The 16,646-nt window shown below is 70.1% G+C and carries 13 protein-coding genes; 9 read left to right on the plus strand and 4 right to left on the minus strand.

Going from position 1 to position 16,646, the window contains the following annotated elements:
- Positions 1 to 29 precede the first annotated feature (29 nt).
- Entirely contained in the window at positions 30 to 1,421 is a 1,392-nt protein-coding gene (locus CIK81_RS14030; RefSeq protein ID WP_114355359.1) for an IS1380 family transposase, read from the minus strand.
- A 283-nt stretch (positions 1,422 to 1,704) separates the two neighbouring features.
- On the opposite strand from CIK81_RS14030, the gene CIK81_RS14035 reads away from it, so the two are divergent.
- The 6 genes from CIK81_RS14035 to CIK81_RS14060 all read left to right on the plus strand — a co-directional run bounded on the left by CIK81_RS14035 (position 1,705) and on the right by CIK81_RS14060 (position 7,736).
- A complete protein-coding gene (locus CIK81_RS14035) occupies positions 1,705 to 2,973 on the plus strand; it encodes a dicarboxylate/amino acid:cation symporter (RefSeq protein ID WP_114306935.1) in 1,269 nt (422 codons plus the stop codon).
- A gap of 40 nt (positions 2,974 to 3,013) precedes the next feature.
- Entirely contained in the window at positions 3,014 to 3,496 is a 483-nt protein-coding gene (locus CIK81_RS14040; RefSeq protein ID WP_114306934.1) for a metalloregulator ArsR/SmtB family transcription factor, read from the plus strand.
- Positions 3,493 to 4,404, plus strand: coding sequence for a cation diffusion facilitator family transporter (locus tag CIK81_RS14045; RefSeq protein ID WP_096164013.1), 912 nt, complete (start codon positions 3,493 to 3,495; stop codon positions 4,402 to 4,404). The genes CIK81_RS14040 and CIK81_RS14045 overlap by 4 nt, the downstream gene beginning before the upstream one ends.
- 57 nt (positions 4,405 to 4,461) lie before the next feature.
- Complete coding sequence (locus tag CIK81_RS14050; protein WP_096164014.1) at positions 4,462 to 5,286, plus strand: SDR family oxidoreductase; 825 nt, start codon at positions 4,462 to 4,464, stop codon at positions 5,284 to 5,286.
- Positions 5,286 to 7,172 carry an ABC transporter ATP-binding protein gene (locus CIK81_RS14055; protein WP_114355824.1) on the plus strand — a complete coding sequence of 629 codons (1,887 nt, stop codon included), beginning with the start codon at positions 5,286 to 5,288 and terminating at the stop codon, positions 7,170 to 7,172. Before CIK81_RS14050 ends, CIK81_RS14055 begins: the two co-directional genes overlap by 1 nt.
- 339 nt (positions 7,173 to 7,511) lie before the next feature.
- Positions 7,512 to 7,736, plus strand: a complete 225-nt coding sequence (locus CIK81_RS14060; protein ID WP_096164016.1) for a hypothetical protein — start codon at positions 7,512 to 7,514, stop codon at positions 7,734 to 7,736.
- A 161-nt stretch (positions 7,737 to 7,897) separates the two neighbouring features.
- Here CIK81_RS14060 and CIK81_RS14065 read toward each other — a convergent pair whose 3' ends face one another.
- Entirely contained in the window at positions 7,898 to 8,170 is a 273-nt protein-coding gene (locus CIK81_RS14065) for a 2Fe-2S iron-sulfur cluster binding domain-containing protein (protein ID WP_096164017.1), read from the minus strand.
- A gap of 150 nt (positions 8,171 to 8,320) precedes the next feature.
- Entirely contained in the window at positions 8,321 to 8,632 is a 312-nt protein-coding gene (locus CIK81_RS14070; protein WP_114355825.1) for a hypothetical protein, read from the minus strand.
- Positions 8,633 to 8,838: 206 nt separating this feature from the next.
- On the opposite strand from CIK81_RS14070, the gene CIK81_RS14075 reads away from it, so the two are divergent.
- From CIK81_RS14075 to ileS, 3 genes are all read left to right on the plus strand, one after another.
- Complete coding sequence (locus CIK81_RS14075; RefSeq protein ID WP_241964185.1) at positions 8,839 to 9,582, plus strand: response regulator transcription factor; 744 nt, start codon at positions 8,839 to 8,841, stop codon at positions 9,580 to 9,582.
- Positions 9,583 to 9,592: 10 nt separating this feature from the next.
- On the plus strand, positions 9,593 to 11,113 hold the full coding sequence (locus CIK81_RS14080) for a cell wall metabolism sensor histidine kinase WalK (protein ID WP_096164020.1): 1,521 nt from the start codon (positions 9,593 to 9,595) through the stop codon (positions 11,111 to 11,113).
- A 290-nt stretch (positions 11,114 to 11,403) separates the two neighbouring features.
- Positions 11,404 to 14,700 carry an isoleucine--tRNA ligase gene (gene ileS, locus CIK81_RS14085; RefSeq protein WP_096164021.1) on the plus strand — a complete coding sequence of 1,099 codons (3,297 nt, stop codon included), beginning with the start codon at positions 11,404 to 11,406 and terminating at the stop codon, positions 14,698 to 14,700.
- A gap of 131 nt (positions 14,701 to 14,831) precedes the next feature.
- Here the strand turns inward: ileS and CIK81_RS14090 are convergent, their stop codons facing one another.
- Positions 14,832 to 16,463, minus strand: a complete 1,632-nt coding sequence (locus CIK81_RS14090; protein ID WP_241964186.1) for a hypothetical protein — start codon at positions 16,461 to 16,463, stop codon at positions 14,832 to 14,834.
- Between the last annotated feature and the right edge of the window lie 183 nt (positions 16,464 to 16,646).

Here is a 16,646-nt window from a genome sequence, read left to right on the forward strand (position 1 = left end):
GAGAGTGCGGTCAGTGACAGGGCCGTGGGCTATCCAGCGGGGGCGGGCAACTGGGCGAGGCGGGCGTGGCCGGCCTGGACGATCCGAGCCCAGATCGACCGCTCCGAGAAGTGCAGGACCTGCTGTCGAGCATGGCGCGCGATAGTCGCGGGGATCTGGAACAAGCGGTGCCGGGCGCGTTTAGGCTCCCACCTCCTTGCGGGCTGGCCGGCATAGCCGAGCATCCCCATCCAAGCAGTAATCTCGCTGGCCAGGGCCACGATCTGGCACCAGATCCGGTTCTGCGCGAACGACGTCAGGGGCAGGTTCCGCAGGCCCATGTCCTTCGCCACGCGGATCCGGTCCTCGCAGCGAGCACGGCGACGGTGACGGAACTCGAGGTCCGCGAGCTGACCCTGCGTGGTGTTGGTCGCGAACGCCGTCAGGCGGTAGCCATCGACGTCATCGAACCGCAGTTGCGCACCGGGATGAGGGCGCTCGCGACGGACGATGACACGCATCCCGTCCGGCCAGTCCTCATCGAGGCCGAGCAGCCCCGTCAGCTCCGCGACGTCCGCTCCCTCCCGCACCTCGCCATCAGAGTTATAGGCGGGTTCCCAGACGTGCTTCGGGATCAGGCCGAACAGCTCCGGCGTATTCGCGGGCAGGGTGAACCCGACCGAGTACGAGACCCGCCGCTTCACCAACTCCTGCAGCGTCTTCTTCGTGCCGCCGGCCCCGTCGATCCGGACCAGCACCTTCCGCCCCGGCCGGGATCCCATCCCGACTTGGGCCAGCGCATCGGCGATCACGCTCTTATGGTCCGCTGCGGTGTTCGAGCCGGCGTTCCCGGGGCGCAGGAGACAGGCCAACATCTCTCCGGACCCGCCGGTGCCGTGGTCGACGAACGCGAGCAACGGATGGAATCCGAAGCCCTTCTTAAACGTCGGCCGCGCGAACTCCTTCTCGCTGTGAGAGGTCACCAGCGAAGCGTCCAGGTCGATGACCAGCGGGCTCTTCGCCGTGACCCCCGCGCTGGGAGCATACTCGCCGGCCAGGGCCCAGGCTCGACTGCGTGCTTTCCGGCGGGCGGCACTGATCGCATTCTCGACCGCCCGGGCGTCAGCCGCGAGGGTCGTCAGCAGGCGAGAGATCGTCGGATCCGAGGCCACGGACCCATACACATCAGGCTCCGCTCGGAGCGTGGCGACGTCAGCCAGGCAATCCCCACCGACCGCCAACATGAGCGCGAGATCGGTGAGGATCTTCCCCGGATCATGCCGCGAGAACGGCTTCCGCCACGGCGCCAGCGCCCTCGAAAGCTCGACGGCCAGGCCCGTCGCGCGGACGGTCTCGGTCAGCAACACACCACCGGCCTGACCGACCGCAGACACCGGCGCGACATCAACATGAGGACGTGGATACAACCCGGTAGCATTCACCCTGAAGGTGCTCCCTGAACTGGCGTGAAATGGACCTTAGACAAGCCCTATTCTTCCAGGTCAGGAGCACCTTCACCCATCACGACCCACCCCTCGGACACCTCAACGATGAAAGCCCGAGGCCAGGGTGGGTCGTGGCGGTCGGGTCAGCAGGCCGGGCCGACGGTGCGGGCGGCCTGATCGGGCGGCTCGCCCGGCCCGGTTCGAGGCGCTGCGGCGCGGCGCGGCCTCCGATCCGTCTACGCTGTGGCGGTCCCCGCCCCCGTACAGGAACCGGACCCCCATGAACAGCGCTGCCCGATCTCTGGACGGTGAGCGCGCGACCAGCGCTGCTCCCGTCCCTCGCCGTCCCCGTTTCGGGCTCCTGCCGCGAATCCTCGTGGCCATCGTGCTCGGGATCCTGCTCGGGCTCGTGATGCCCGAGGCCGTCGCCCGGGTCTTCACGACCTTCAACGGGCTGTTCTCCGGATTCCTCGGGTTCCTCATCCCGCTGATCATCGTGGGGCTGGTGACGCCAGCGATCGGCGAGCTCGGCAGCGGTGCGGGGAAGATGCTGGCTGCGACCGCTGGGATCGCGTACCTGTCGACCATCCTGTGCGGCATGTTCGCGCTCGGCCTGTCGCTGCTCCTGCTGCCGAAGATGCTGAGCGGAGAGAGCATCGGCTCGCTCGAGAACCCGGAGGATTCTGCGATCGCGGCGTACTTCGAGATCGAGGTCCCGCCGGTGTTCGACGTGATGACGGCGCTGATCCTGTCCTTCTGCCTGGGGATCGGCCTGACCCTGGTGAAGCGAGGTGCGCTGCAGGAGTCCTTCGAGCAGCTGCGCACCATCATCGTGCGGATCATCGAGGCGATCATCATCCCGCTGCTGCCGATCTACATCTTCGGCATGTTCCTCGGGCTGACCATGAACGGTCAGATCTGGACTGTGATCGGCACCTTCCTCGCCGTGATCCTGCTGGTGTTCGCCATGACCGTGGTGGTGCTCCTGGCGCAGTACGGCGTGGCCGGCTGGGCGATGGGCCGCAATCCGCTCAAGATGCTCTGGACCATGCTCCCGGCGTACATGACGGCGCTGGGCACCAGTTCGTCGGCGGCGACGATCCCAGTGACCACGGAGTGCGCGAAGCGCAACGGGATCCCCGATGCGATCGCCGACTTCGTGGTGCCGCTGTGCGCCACGATCCACTTGGCCGGGTCGACGCTGAAGATCACCACCTTCGCCGTGGCGATCATGATCGTCACCGGTATGCCGCTGAACGTGGGCGCCCTGGTGGGCTTCGTGTTCATGCTGGGTGTGGTGATGATCGCGGCGCCGGGCGTGCCGGGTGGCGCGATCATGGCGGCAGCAGGCGTGCTGGCCTCGATCCTCGGGTTCGGCGAAGCCGCCGTCGGTCTCATGATCGCGGCGTACATCGCGATCGATTCCTTCGGCACCGCCACCAATGTCACCGGCGACGGAGCGATCGCCGCGGTGATGACGAAACTGTCGAAGGGGCGCGTCTCCGGCGACCTCGAGGTGGCGGGTGAGTCGCAGTTGCAGGGCGTCTGAGCTCTCCCGCAGTGCCGACGATCTATGCGACACTGAACATATGAACACTTCTTCAGATGTGCGTGAGGCGATCGCATCCGGCCCGCTCGACACCCACGCACGGGTCGAACCGGCCACGGCGATCAGCGCCGCCTCCCGCCTCGCCGAGCATCTCGAGGAGGTGCGCGGCAGGCTCCCGGGGCCGTCCGCGATGGCCGACGTGGCTGATGTCTTCTCCCTGCTCGGCGACCCGTCGCGGTTGGGACTGCTGATCGCGCTGCTCGAGGAGGAGCTGTGCGTGAGCGACCTCGCACAGGTCACCCAGCACTCCGAGTCCTCGGTCTCCCATGCGCTCAAGCTGCTGCGCGCGCACCGCATCGTCGCTGTGCGCCGCGCCGGCAGGAGGGCGTTCTACCGGCTCGACGATCCGCATGTGCGGCTGCTGCTGGAGCTCGCGATCTCCCACGCCGCCCACAGCGACATGCAGCACCCGGAACGGGAGCCGGAGGAGTCGAGGGAGCTGGGAGAGCAGGAGGCGTCATGACGCACGGTCATGGCTCGGTCCCGGCCGCCGGGCACGCCGGCGCTGCCCATCGCTGGCGCCTCGCCGTCGCCGTCGCGCTCATCGGTGTCTTCTTCGTCGTCGAGCTGATCGCCGGGCTGCTGTCCGGATCCCTCGCGCTCATCTCGGACGCCGGCCACATGGCGGCCGACGTCGTGACCCTGGCAGCGGCGCTCAGCGCGACGGTCCTCGCCGCCCGACCCGATCGCAGCGGCCGTCGCACCTTCGGCAACTATCGCCTGGAGGTGTTCGCCTCGCTGCTCGCGGTGCTGATCATGCTCGGCGTCGCGCTCTTCGTCGTGATCGGCGGGATCGGGCGCATCGGCAGCGCGGTCGAGATCGACACCGGGCCCATGCTCGTCGTGGGTGTGCTCGGCCTGATCGTGAACCTCATCGTGCTGCGGATGCTCCAGGGCGGGGCGGGAGAGAGCCTCAACGTCAAGGGCGCCTACCTCGAGGTCCTGGCGGACACCGTCGGCTCCGTCGGCGTGGTGGTGGCGGCGCTGCTGATCAGGTGGACGGGAGCGACCTGGATCGACACGGCGGTGGCGCTCGCCGTGGGTGCGTTCATCGCGGTGCGCGCCGTGATCCTGGCGAAGGAGGTGCTGGGCGTGCTCGGTCAGTCCGCTCCCCGCGACATCGATCCGAGTCGGGTGCAGTCCGAGCTCGAGGAGATCGACGGGGTCGCCGACGTGCACGACCTGCACCTGTGGACCCTCACCTCGGGGATGGAGGTCGCCACCGTGCATCTCGTCGTCGCCCCCGGTGTGGATCCCCACCCCGTGCTCGATGCCGCCCAGGAGCTGCTCGAATCCCGGCATGGCATCGCCCATGCCACGGTGCAGACGGAGCCGACCGATCACCACGGCTGCCTCGAGATCGGGTGGTGAGCGCCGGGTGGTGAACTCTGCCGTCCCGGGCCCGGCCCGCCCGCGTACCCTGAGGTCATGACCTCTTCTGCAGCAGATTCCGCCTCCTCGTCCGCGTCGTCGTCCGCTCCGGGCGCACCGTCCGCGGATGCGCTGACCGCTGTCGTCACGGGAGCCTCCTCGGGCATCGGCCGCGCCACCGCCGCCCGCCTGGTCGCCGACGGATGGCGGGTGCTGGCGGTCGCCCGCCGCGAGGAGAAGCTCGAGCAGCTCGCCGCCGACACCGGCTGCGAGGTGCTCGCGGTGGACGTCACCTCGGACGAGTCCGTCCAGGGGCTCGTGGCCCGCACCGAGGAGCTGTTCGGCGGCTCCCTGAACGCGGTCGTCCACGTCGCGGGAGGGGCCCTCGGCGTCGAGCACGCGGCCGACGCGGACCTCGAGAAGTGGCAGCGCATGTACGACATCAACGTGCTCGGTGCGGTCCGGGTCACCCGCGCGCTGCTGCCCGCGATCCGGGAGAGCCGGCGCGGGGACCTGCTGTTCGTCACCTCCGTCGCCGCGCAGGAGGCCTACCCGGGCGGTTCCGGGTACAACGCGGCCAAGGCCGGGGAACACATGCTGGCCAATGCCCTGCGGCTCGAGCTGAACGGCGAGCCGATCCGGGTCATCGAGATCGCCCCTGGCATGGTGCGCACCGAGGAGTTCTCGCTCGTGCGGCTCGGGGACCAGGATGCGGCGGATAAGGTCTACGACGGTGTCGAGCGACCGCTGACCGCGGAGGACTGCGCCGACGTCATCTCGTACGCGTTGGGCGCTCCGCACCACGTGAACCTCGATCTGGTCACCGTCCGACCGCTGGCACAGGCTGCCGCGCACCGCGTCGCCCGTCACCAAGGGGTCTGATGACGGCCGGGGGCATGGGGCCCGCAGGCGGCATGGGCGGAGGGATGCGCGGTGGCGGACCGCGGGGCCCGCAGCAGAAGCTCGAGCCTGGTCAGCGACCGGACACACGTCGCGTGCTCTCCCTGTTCGCCCCCTACCGCGGCACTCTGCTCGTGGTGCTCGCCCTCATCGCCCTCGGCGCCGCGGCCGGGGTCGTCTCCCCGTTCCTGATCCGGGAGATCGTCGACGTCGCCCTGCCGGAGCAGCGGGCGGACGTGCTCGGCTGGTCCGTCGGCGGACTGGTCGCGGTGACCGTGGTCTCCAGCGCCCTCGGCGTCAGCCAGGCGATGCTGTCGACCCGGGTGGGCCAGGCGGTCATGCACGATCTGCGCGTCTCCGTCTACGCGCACCTGCAGCGCATCGGGCTGGGATTCTTCACGCGCACCCGCACCGGCGAGATCCAGTCCCGCATCTTCTCCGACATCGGATCCATGCAGGCCGTGGTCACCTCGGTGATGACCCAGATCGTCTCCTCCGCGGCCGGCGTGCTGATGGCACTGGTGGCGATGGTCGCCCTCGACTGGCGCCTCACGCTGTTCTCCCTCGTCGCCCTGCCGCTCGCGGTGTGGATGAACCGACGGGTGGGCCGACGCCGACGCGAGATCGTGCGCACTCGCCAGGAGAAGGCCGCAGACCTCTCCGCGGGCATCCAGGAGTCGCTGTCGGTCTCGGGGATCCTCCTGGGTCTGACCATGGGGCGCTCGCAGGCCCTCACCGAGGCCTTCACCGACGACTCCCGGGGTCTCGCCGATCTCGAGGTGCGCTCGGAGATGGCCGGTCGCTGGCAGATGGCTGTCTTCACCACGCTGATGGCCCTGTTCCCGGCGCTGACGTACCTGCTGGGCGGCCACCTCCTGTACGCCGACCCCAGCGGCAGCGGCGTCACCATCGGCACCCTGGTCGCCTTCATCGCCCTGCAGTCCGGGCTGTTCCCCCAGATCAACGGTCTGCTGCGGGTCGCCACCCAGGTCAACAGCTCGCTCGCCCTGTTCACCCGGGTCTTCGAATACCTCGACATCCCGGTGAGCATCCAGGATGCGCCCGACGCGGTCGCCCTCGACGCCGACGAGGTGCGCGGTGAGATCCGCTTCGAGGGCGTCACCTTCGCCTATCCCGGCGCCGATGCCCCTGCGCTGGACGACGTGGATCTGGTAGCGCCGGCGGGGAAGCACACAGCGCTGGTGGGGGCCACCGGCTCGGGCAAGACCAGCACCGGCTATCTCATGGCGCGGCTGTACGACCCCTACTCCGGACGGATCACCCTGGACGGCCACGATCTGCGGAAGATCACCCGCAGCTCCCTGGCGGACAGCCTCGGAGTCGTCACCCAGGAGACCTACCTGCTGCACGCCACGATCGCCGAGAACCTGCGGTTCGCCCGTCCCGACGCCAGCGACGAGGAGGTGGAGCGGGCCTGCCGGATCGCGCAGATCCATGACCACGTCGTCGGCCTCCCCGAGGGCTACGCCACGGTGGTGGGGGAGCGCGGCTACCGCTTCTCCGGCGGTGAGAAGCAGCGACTCGCGCTGGCCCGCACGATCCTCCGCGACCCGCCCGTGCTCCTGCTGGATGAGGCGACCTCAGCGCTCGACGTCGCGACCGAGCGGGCGATGTCCGGTGCGCTGGACGCCGTCGCGCGGGGACGGACCACGATCTCGATCGCGCACCGCCTCTCGACCGTGCGCCGCGCCGACCAGATCCTGGTCATGTCGCACGGGCAGATCGTCGAGCGCGGGACCTACGACGAGCTGGTCACCCGCGGGGGAGTGTTCGCGCAGCTCGCAGCGCAGGACTCGGACCAGGAGGACGACGCGCCGGTGCCGCCGGTGCTGGAGCCTGGGACCTGACGTCGCCGGGCCTGTCGACGATCGCATCGGCAGCGCCGACGACCGCGCCGGGCCGGTCGACGATCGCACCGGCGGCGTTGACGATCGCGCCGGGCCGGTCGATGACCATGCCGGCGCTGTCGACGATGATGTCGGGCGCGTCTACGACGAAAGGCGGGGGGAGAGCACGGGGATGTCCGCCTCCCGCGGGATGTGCGCGGCTCGCCGCCGGGAGAGGATTCTCGGAGTGTTCGAGCAGACGCCTGCGAGCAGAGACCCGGCTGGAGCAGGGAATCGAGCGGGACTCGGCACGGCCTCCCGTTCGGCGGCCGGTGCCCACCACGGAGGAAGGACAGCAGGATGACGACGACGCAGCTGCACAGCCCGTCGCGCGCACGGCGCCGGGGCAAGCCGGCGGTCGGCCGCCCGTCGCTCTTCGTCCTGCTGCTGGGCTTCGCTGCGCTCGGCGTGATGGGCCTGCTCATCGCCGGTCCCAGCCTCGGGGTGCCGGTGTCGATCGGTGCGGCGGCCGGGCTGATGGGTCTGGTCGCCTTCGCCTGGGTGGTCGCGGGCCCGCGGCTCTGAGCTGCCGGACCGACCGGGCCGGCTGACCAGGCGGAGAGGGGACTCTTCGCGGGTGAGGGCGCAGCTACCGACGACGTGGGCTCGTCGGTACGGGGACGGACGTCACGATCTCCCGAGCTGATGCCGATCGACCAGATGTCGATCGACCAGATGTCGATCGATCAGATGTCGATCTCGATCTCGCCCTCGCCGCGCGACACGCACGTGATCATCTGGTCCTCGTGCTCGTCGTCCATGAGGAACTCGTCCATGTGCTCGACCTCGCCCGAGACCAGCGGGACCACGCAGGTCCCGCACACGCCTCCTTCGCAGGAGTAGTCCATGTCGATGCCGGCGTCGAGCAGAGCCTGCAGGAGGGATTGGCCCTCCTCGACCTCGACCGTCATCCCGGACTTGAGGCACTTGGCGGTGAACGGCTCTCCGAACAGCGACATCTCGCTCCTTCTGCGTCGATCGCCCCGTGGGGCACAACCGTGGGACGTCCAGTTTCCCACGGGGGCGGCACGAGCCGGGAGTGAGGCCTGCCTCACTTCGGAGCGGCAGGTCGCGGGACGGCGCGGATCCACCAGGTCTCGGAGGACGGGTCAGTCCGCGTCCGTCGACCCCTCGGGGCCGATGGCCGGGCCGATCTCGAGCGGGAGGCTCCACATGCTGTCCTCGTCCGTCCGGGTGCCGGGCGGCGAGGGATCGAGGGCGAGCGCGGCCGGCCCGAAGGTCAGTACCAGCAGGGCGGAGGCGCCGAGCGCTGCGGCGCCGGCGGTGGCCCGACGGCCCAGGCGCGATGCGGGCTGGGGCACGATCTCGCGGCGGGACGTCGTCTCGAATGCCTCCGAGGCGCGGTCGGACGTGGAGGGCTCTGTCGGCGGGCGGTGTGCACCGCGGCGTTCGTCGTCCATGTCAGCTCCTTCTCCGGGGCCTGCCGGCTCTCTGCCGATGCCCCCATCTCAGATCCTCGACCTGTGCTCACCCTGTGCGTGCGGACCGGGTTCTCTGTGACATGGCCGCCCGGACCCCGCAACGCGTGGTCGAGCGTGCCTGCGGGGCTAGTGTCGACACGACATCCGTCATCGCCGTTCACCGATCCCTCACCAGGAGCCCGCCAGTGTCCGACTCCGCGAAGTCCGCTCTCGCCGCACTGCCCGCGCTCGCGCACCCCGACGGCAGCCCCGTCCGGGTGCTCGTGGTCGAGGACGAGCCGACCATCGCCGATCTGCTGCGGTTCCCGCTGCAGATGGTGGGCTGGGAGGTGACGCTGAGCGGCGACGGGCTGGCCGCGGTGCGACTGGCACGGGAACGGATGCCCGACGTCCTCGTCCTCGATCGGATGCTGCCGGGGATCGACGGGGTCGAGGTGCTGCGTCGGATCCGTGCGATGCAGCCCGACATCCCTGCCCTGCTGCTGACCGCCATGGACGCCCCCTCCGATCGCATCGATGGTCTCGCTGCCGGCGCCGACGACTACGTGACCAAGCCGTTCACGATCGAGGAGGTGCTGCTGCGCCTGCATCGCCTGGTCCAGCGCTCCGGCGCGGTGGCGCAGGGCAGCAACGAGCTCGTGGGCGGGGATCTGGTGATGAACCTCGACACCCACGAGGTCTCCCGCAGCGGGGAGGCCGTCGCGCTGACCGCCACCCAGTTCCAGCTGCTGCACTACCTCATGGAGAACCCGCAGAAGGTGCTGTCCAAGACGCAGATCCTCGAGGCGGTGTGGAACTACGACTTCGGCGGCCAGGCCAACATCGTCGAGCTGTACATCTCCTACCTGCGCAAGCGGATCGATCTCGGCCGCGAGCCGATGATCCATACCGTGCGCGGTGCCGGTTATGTGCTCAAGCCGGCTTTCTGAGGGGCATACGGTGAGCACCGTCCCGTCGTCGACGGAGGGCTCCGCCCCCGACGCTCTCCCCGGCCGTCGGCGAGCCGGGCTGCGGACCACGCTGGTGGCCCTACTGGTCGTGACGGTCGCCGTGGTGTGCCTGGCGCTGGGCCTGCTGACCCACGCGAGCCTCAGCAACCAGCTCGACGCGGAGCTCGATGCCCAGCTGCAGCGCGCCGCCGATCGTGCCGTCGGCCGCGAGCAGCTGCAGGACGCTGGTCCCACCGAAGCACCGGACCCGCACGGGCCGCCGTCCGGCGAGGGCCCGGACAGCGGAGAGTTCGAGCTCACCGCCCGTGGCGAGCGCAAGGGCGGGAGCGGCGGCACGCTCGACTCGGCCGTCTGGCGCGATCAGGACGGTGAGGTGCGCGAGCTCCCCGCCGCGGACCTCCGTGAGCTCGAGGGGGTGATGGCGGAGGCCGAGCGCGCTGGGGCGGCGCCGGTGTCCCTCTCCCTCGGCACGTACCGGGTGGTCGTGCGCCCGGTCGACCAGGGCGCCGTCGTCGTCACCGGGCTGCCGACCGATTCCCTGCGCTCGACGCTGCTGCGCCTGGACCTCACCCTGCTGGCCGCCGGGGCCGTCGCGCTCGCCGTGACCGGCATCGGCGGGTCACTCATCATCCGTCGCACCCTGCGCCCGCTCGAAGGCGTCGCCGATCTCGCCTCCGATGTGGCCCGCACACCGCTGGGCAGCGGGACCGTGAGCATCGACGGTCGCGTGCCCGTCGAGCACTCGACCCCGGGGACCGAGGTGGGGGACGTCGGCCGGGCTCTGAACCTCCTGCTGGACAACGTGGAGGAGGCGATCGAGGTGCGCCAGCGCAGCGAGGACGGGATGCGCCGTTTCATCGCGGACGCCTCCCACGAGCTGCGCACGCCGCTGACCGCGATCCGCGGCTACACCGAGATGCTGCGGCTGACCGAGGACCTCGGCGAGCGCGGCCAGCAGTCCGTGGACCGGCTCGAGGTGCAGTCCGCCCGGATGACCTCGCTCGTGGAGGACCTGCTGCTCCTGACCCGGCTCGACGACCGAGCTCCGCAGGTCCAGGACGAGGTGGACCTCGGCGAGATCGCCCTGGAGGCCGTGATGGACGCCCGCGCCGCCGCCCAGGACCACCCGGTGGACGTGCGCGTGCCCGACGAGCCCGTCGTGGTGCTCGGGGATCCCCGTCAGCTCAGCCAGGTCGTCGCGAACCTGCTGTCCAACGCGCGCAAGCACACCCCGGAGGGCACCGAGATCGAGGTGAAGCTGCGCTCGCAGGAGGGACGGGCGGAGCTGACGGTCCTCGATGCAGGACCCGGCATCGACCCTGCGCTGGTCCCCGAGGTGTTCTCGCGGTTCACCCGTGCCGACCGCGCCCGCTCCGGTGCCGAGGGCACGACGGGCCTGGGGCTGTCCATCGTCCGGGCGATCGCCGAGGCGCACCACGGCACCATCGACCTCAGCTCCTCGCCCGGTCGCACCGTGTTCACCGTGTCTCTTCCGCTCGCGGGCGGATGACCACGCAGCAGCCGCCGCGTACACTGGCCCGCATCGGCATCGACCCGGCCATCACCGGAGAGCCGCGGGAAGAACAGCCCGTCGCCCGCTCGCGGGCGCAGGTCCAGTAGAACCCGCCGGGACCAGCCCGTCATCGCTGAGGAACAAGGGGGCGCCCCTGCATCGGTCCGCCGGTGCGGACCAGGCGTCAACCGAGGTGGTACCGCGCCACCGGCCCTGCGCCGGAGAGCGTCCTCGGACATCGTGATGTCCCAGCCGTCGTCCCCTGTTCTTCCTCGGAGGTCCGTCCCATGGTCTACCCGGTCAGCGGAGACCCGCTCGTCCCCTCGCCGAACCTGCCCGCGCTCGAGAACGCCATCCAGGAGTTCTGGCGGACCGACGACACCTTCCGCGCCTCGATCGCCCAGCGCGAGGGCGCCGAGGAGTTCGTCTTCTACGACGGCCCTCCCTTCGCCAACGGTCTGCCCCACTACGGCCACCTGCTGACCGGTTTCGTCAAGGACGTCATCCCGCGTTTCCGCACGATGTGCGGCGACAAGGTCGATCGCCGCTTCGGCTGGGACACCCACGGCCTGCCCGCCGAGCTCGAGGCGATGCGAGAGCTCGGCATGACCGAGAAGTCCGAGATCGAGGAGATGGGCCTGCAGGCCTTCAACAACGCCGCGCGCAACTCGGTGCTGAAGTACACGAAGGAGTGGGAGGACTACGTCACCCGCCAGGCCCGCTGGGTCGACTTCGAGAACGACTACAAGACCCTCGACGTCACGTTCATGGAGTCCGTGCTGTGGGCGTTCAAGACCCTCCACGACAAGGGCCGCGCCTACGAGGGCTATTACGTGCTGCCCTACTGCTGGAAGGACCAGACACCGCTGAGCGCGCACGAGCTGCGCATGGACGACGACGTCTATCAGGAGCGCCAGGACCAGACCGTCACGGTCACCTTCCCGTTCGTGGGCGAGAAGGCTCGTGAGCTGGACCTCGAGGGTGTCAAGGCCCTCGCCTGGACCACGACACCGTGGACCCTGCCGACGAACTTCTCGCTCGCTGTGGGCCCCGAGCTCGAGTACTCGGTGGTCGCCGCCGGTCCGCTCGGCGCGGCCGACGGCACCGCCGCCGGGGAGGGCCGCTTCCTGATGGCCACGTCGCTCGTCGGCTCCTACGCCAAGGAGCTCGGCTACGAGAGCGCTGAGGACGCCGTGGCCGCGCTCGACGGGCGCAGGATCACCGGCGAGCTGCTCGAGCACGTCCAGTACGAGCCACTGTGGACCATCTACTCCGAGGACCGCGAGAAGTGGGGAACGCAGAACGCCTGGATCGTCACGGTCGCGGACTACGTCTCCACCGACGACGGCACCGGCGTCGTCCATCAGGCCACCGCCTACGGTGAGATCGACCAGCAGGTCAACGCCGAGTACGGCATCCCCGTGATCGTCTCGGTGGACGAAGGCGCCCAGTTCCTGGACTACTTCGCCGGCACGGGACTCGACGAGATCGCCGGGGTCCAGGTGTTCGAGGCGAACCGTCCGATCATCCGCAATCTCCAGCGCGCCGGCCGCCTGCTGCGCGAGGCCAGCTATGTGCACTCCTACCCGCACTGCTGGCGCTGCCGGAACCCGCTGATCTACAAGGCCGTCAGCTCCTGGTACGTGAAGGTCGCCGATCAGCGCCAGCGCATGCTCGAGCTGAACGAGCAGATCGACTGGGTCCCCGGCAACGTGAAGGACGGGCAGTTCGGGCGCTGGCTCGAGGGTGCCCGCGACTGGGCGATCTCCCGCAACCGCTACTGGGGCTCCCCGATCCCGGTGTGGAAGAGCGACGATCCGAACCATCCCCGCGTCGACGTGTACGGCTCTCTGGCCGAGCTCGAGGAGGCCTTCGGCACCCTCCCGCGCGATGAGCACGGCGAGGTCAACCTCCACCGCCCGTACATCGACGAGCTCACCCGGCCGAACCCGGACGATCCCACCGGGAGCTCGACCATGCGCCGCGTCGAGGAGGTCTTCGACGTCTGGTTCGACTCCGGCTCGATGCCCTACGCGCAGGTGCACTACCCCTTCGAGAACACCGACTGGTTCGAGAGCCACAACCCGGCGGACTTCATCGTGGAGTACATCGGTCAGACCCGCGGCTGGTTCTACGTCATGCACGTGCTCTCCACCGCGCTGTTCGATCGCCCGGCGTTCAAGTCGGTGATCTGCCACGGCATCGTGCTCGGCGAGGACGGGCAGAAGATGTCCAAGTCGCTGCGCAACTACCCCGACGTGCGCGAGATGTACGACAAGTACGGGGCGGACGCACTGCGCTGGTTCCTCATGAGCTCGCCCATCCTGCGCGGCGGCAACCTCATCGTCGACGAGCCGAAGATCCGCGACGCCACACGCCATGTGGTGCTGCCGCTGTGGAACGTCTGGTACTTCCTGGGGCTGTACGCCAACGCGGCGGGGGAGAAGGACGCACAGGGGCGGCCGACGGGCTACCGGGGTCGGACCCGCTACGAGTCCACCGACGTCATGGACACCTACCTCCTGGCACGCACCGGCGACCTGGTGCGGGACGTCAAGGACTCCATGACCGCGCTCGCGATCGCGGACGCGGCCGAGCTGATCCAGGACTACCTGGACATGCTCACCAACTGGTACGTGCGCCGCTCGCGGGACCGCTTCTGGGAGGGGGACGAGCAGGCCATCGACGTGCTCTCCACCTGCCTGGAGACGCTCTGCCAGGTGGCCGCACCGCTGCTGCCCATGGTCACCGAGGAGATCTGGAAGCAGCTGACCGGCGGCCGCTCGGTGCACCTCACCGACTGGCCCGATGCCGATCTCTTCCCCCGCGACGAGGAGCTGGTGGCCCGGATGGATGCCGTGCGCCAGATCGCCGGCGTCGGCAACTCCCTGCGCAAGAAGGAGCAGCTGCGTGCACGCCTGCCGCTCGCGGAGCTCACCGTGGTCCATCACGATCCGACCGGGCTCGAGGCCTTCTCGGCGCTCATCGCCGACGAGCTCAACGTCAAGTCCGTGCGTCTGCTGGACGTGGCGAGCCAGGAGGCCCAGGGCATGGGCGTCGAGCAGCGTCTGAGCGTGAACGCCCGTGCTGCGGGCCCGCGTCTGGGCAAGCAGGTCCAGACGGTCATCAAGGGCGCGAAGAGCGGCGACTGGTCGCTCGACGAGGCGGGCGTGGTCACCTCCGGCGGCATCGAGCTGGCAGCGGGCGAGTACTCGCTGGACCTCGTGGCGGGGGAGACGTCCGCGATGGAGGGTCGCGCCGTCGGCGTGCTGCGCGGTGGTGACTTCGTCGCGCTCGACACCCGGGTGAGTCCCGAGCTCGAGGCCGAGGGCACTGCACGCGATGTGGTGCGGGCGATCCAGTCCGCGCGTCGTGGAGCCGGGTTCGATGTCTCCGATCGCATCCGTCTCACCGTGGACGGCGACGAGCAGGTCGTCGCCGCCGTCTCGACCCACCGCGAGCTGGTCGCCGCCGAGGTGCTGGCCGTGGAGCTCGAGGTCCCGGCCGCCCCCGGCGCGGGAGCGCACAGCGCGAGCGAGAAGGTCTCCGGGGGCACCGTGACGGTGTCTGTCGCGAAGGTCTGAGCCGACCGGCCCGGCAGATCCGGGAGGAGCCGCAGGAGGGCGGGGTGTCGCAGCAGCGGTGCCCCGCCCCGCTGCGCTGCGGTCGGTGGCGCCCTGGCGGGACCTCGCCGAAGGCGCCGATCCTGGCGAGTTCACGCCGCTCCCCGCCCGACGCTCACGACCTCCGAGCGGGAGACGTAGGTGCCCTCGCCCAGGTAGGTGCCCGTCAGATCATCCTCCAGTGCGGAGAGTGTGGGATCGCCGGCGGTGGCGCGAGCCACCGAGCCCGCGTAGCCGCCTGTGGGGTCGTGACCCGGCCCCACCGAGTTGTGCTCGGATTCGAGCACCGCGATGAGATCGACATCCGCTCCTGGCGAGGGGGCGAGCGTCACCTCGTGCCGGGTGGGCGCGCTCAGGTGCGTGCCTCCGGGCTGCGCCCCGTCCAGGTCCGCTGCGGCGATCAGATCGCCGCTGAATCCTCCGGTGCCGACGGCGGCCTCATGGTTGACGTTCACCGACTGTGTGGAGGCCTGAGCCGGGATCACGGTCTGGACCGGTGAGCCGACCGAGAACGTGTGGGTGACGTTGTAGGTCCCGGTCGCCCCGGTCGGGCTGTTGAAGCTCGGATCCGCGGCGAGATGGTTCGCGATGATCCCGCCCTGGCTGTGGCCGACGATCAGGACGTTCGCCCCGGCGGGGACGTCCGCAGCGATGAGTGCGGCACGCACATCGTCCATCGCGGCCGGGTGCTGACCGGCCACCAGGCGCAGATTCGATCCCCAGTCCCGGGAGTTCCCCTGGCCCCCGTAGGCCGCGGGGACATCGGTGAACAGCGCCCCCTCGGTGGGCGGGACCTGCACGATGTACGACGGCTCCGCGCCACCCGCCGCCCGGACTTCCTGGATCCCGATCCGGCCGGACTCCAGCGACCGCCCGCGCAGCGCATCGTTGTCGGTGATGAGGTCCCGAAGATCCTGAGGGGAGCGGGTGGTGCTCACGTCGGTCTCCACCCCGAGCACGTGACCTCCTGGGCGGTCGTCCAGGAGCACGGTGTCCTCGCCGGTGGACGCTTCGTACACGCCCACGCCGGCCGACCCCGCCGTCACGGCGGCGGCTGCGCCGAGCTCGGCGTAGGTCGGGACGCGATCGCCGGTGGCCCAGTCCTGGAGGATCGCGCCGAAGTGGTCGGCATCGCGCTGGAACTGCGCGATCCCGTCGGTCCGCACGCCGAGGTGGGCGAGACCGGACTCGAGCCGGTCGATCCCGTTGTCCAGGCCCCGACCGACCCTGTCGGACGCTGCCCGGGCGACGTCGGAGAAGGCGTGCTCGATCGGCTGCTCCCACCAGTTAGGCGCCCACGGGAGATCGTCTCGGAGATAGCCGCTCGCGGAGTTCTCCACCGGGGCGTCGGGAATCGTGCTGGGCCCTCCCGCAGGCCCGAGCTCGGACCCGTCCTGCTCCGAGACGATGTCCTGCTCGTCGGCCTCACCCAGGACCCGCTCCCCGGCCGCGAGCAGGTCCTCGCACAGGGACGCGAGAGATGCTGCGGCGAGCTCGCTCCAGAGTGCGCGGAAGGAGTCTGCGTCGGGTCCGGCCCACTGCGCCCCGTGGACCGTGACGCCGAGCAGGCCGCGCAGATCCTCGACCTCGCCCGAGGCGCTGCGGAGGCGCTCGCCGTGAGCGCGCGCCGCGTCGGTGTCCATCCCCCGGAAGCCGGTCATCGTCGACCCGCCCCCTGCGAGCAGACCCTCGCGAGGCTCCGGGGCGACGGCCGGTCGGAGCACGCGGCGGATCGACGGGCGGCGTGCTCCGAACCGGCTCCGAGCGGTGACATCGCAGCCCTCCTGGCGGCGTCGAGCCGGATGCACCGGCGCAGATGATGCTCGAAGGCTAGGGACGGGGGCGCGCACGACAAAGGGGCCGCCTGCACGTGTGGACGACCGCCCCGTGGGGAGGAAGGACACCCT

This window comes from Brachybacterium sp. JB7, assembly GCF_003335205.1.
GTDB classification, from domain to species: Bacteria; Actinomycetota; Actinomycetes; order Actinomycetales; family Dermabacteraceae; genus Brachybacterium; species Brachybacterium alimentarium.

Excerpts from the sequence above, each read along its gene's own strand:
- CIK81_RS14035 (WP_114306935.1), top strand. The coding sequence starts at position 1,705 with ATGAACAGCGCTGCCCGATCTCTGGACGGTGAGCGCGCGACCAGCGCT.
- CIK81_RS14040 (WP_114306934.1), top strand. The coding sequence starts at position 3,014 with ATGAACACTTCTTCAGATGTGCGTGAGGCGATCGCATCCGGCCCGCTC.
- CIK81_RS14045 (WP_096164013.1), top strand. The coding sequence starts at position 3,493 with ATGACGCACGGTCATGGCTCGGTCCCGGCCGCCGGGCACGCCGGCGCT.
- CIK81_RS14050 (WP_096164014.1), top strand. The coding sequence starts at position 4,462 with ATGACCTCTTCTGCAGCAGATTCCGCCTCCTCGTCCGCGTCGTCGTCC.
- CIK81_RS14055 (WP_114355824.1), top strand. The coding sequence starts at position 5,286 with ATGACGGCCGGGGGCATGGGGCCCGCAGGCGGCATGGGCGGAGGGATG.
- CIK81_RS14060 (WP_096164016.1), top strand. The coding sequence starts at position 7,512 with ATGACGACGACGCAGCTGCACAGCCCGTCGCGCGCACGGCGCCGGGGC.
- CIK81_RS14065 (WP_096164017.1), bottom strand. The coding sequence starts at position 8,170 with ATGTCGCTGTTCGGAGAGCCGTTCACCGCCAAGTGCCTCAAGTCCGGG.
- CIK81_RS14070 (WP_114355825.1), bottom strand. The coding sequence starts at position 8,632 with ATGGACGACGAACGCCGCGGTGCACACCGCCCGCCGACAGAGCCCTCC.
- ileS (WP_096164021.1), top strand. The coding sequence starts at position 11,404 with ATGGTCTACCCGGTCAGCGGAGACCCGCTCGTCCCCTCGCCGAACCTG.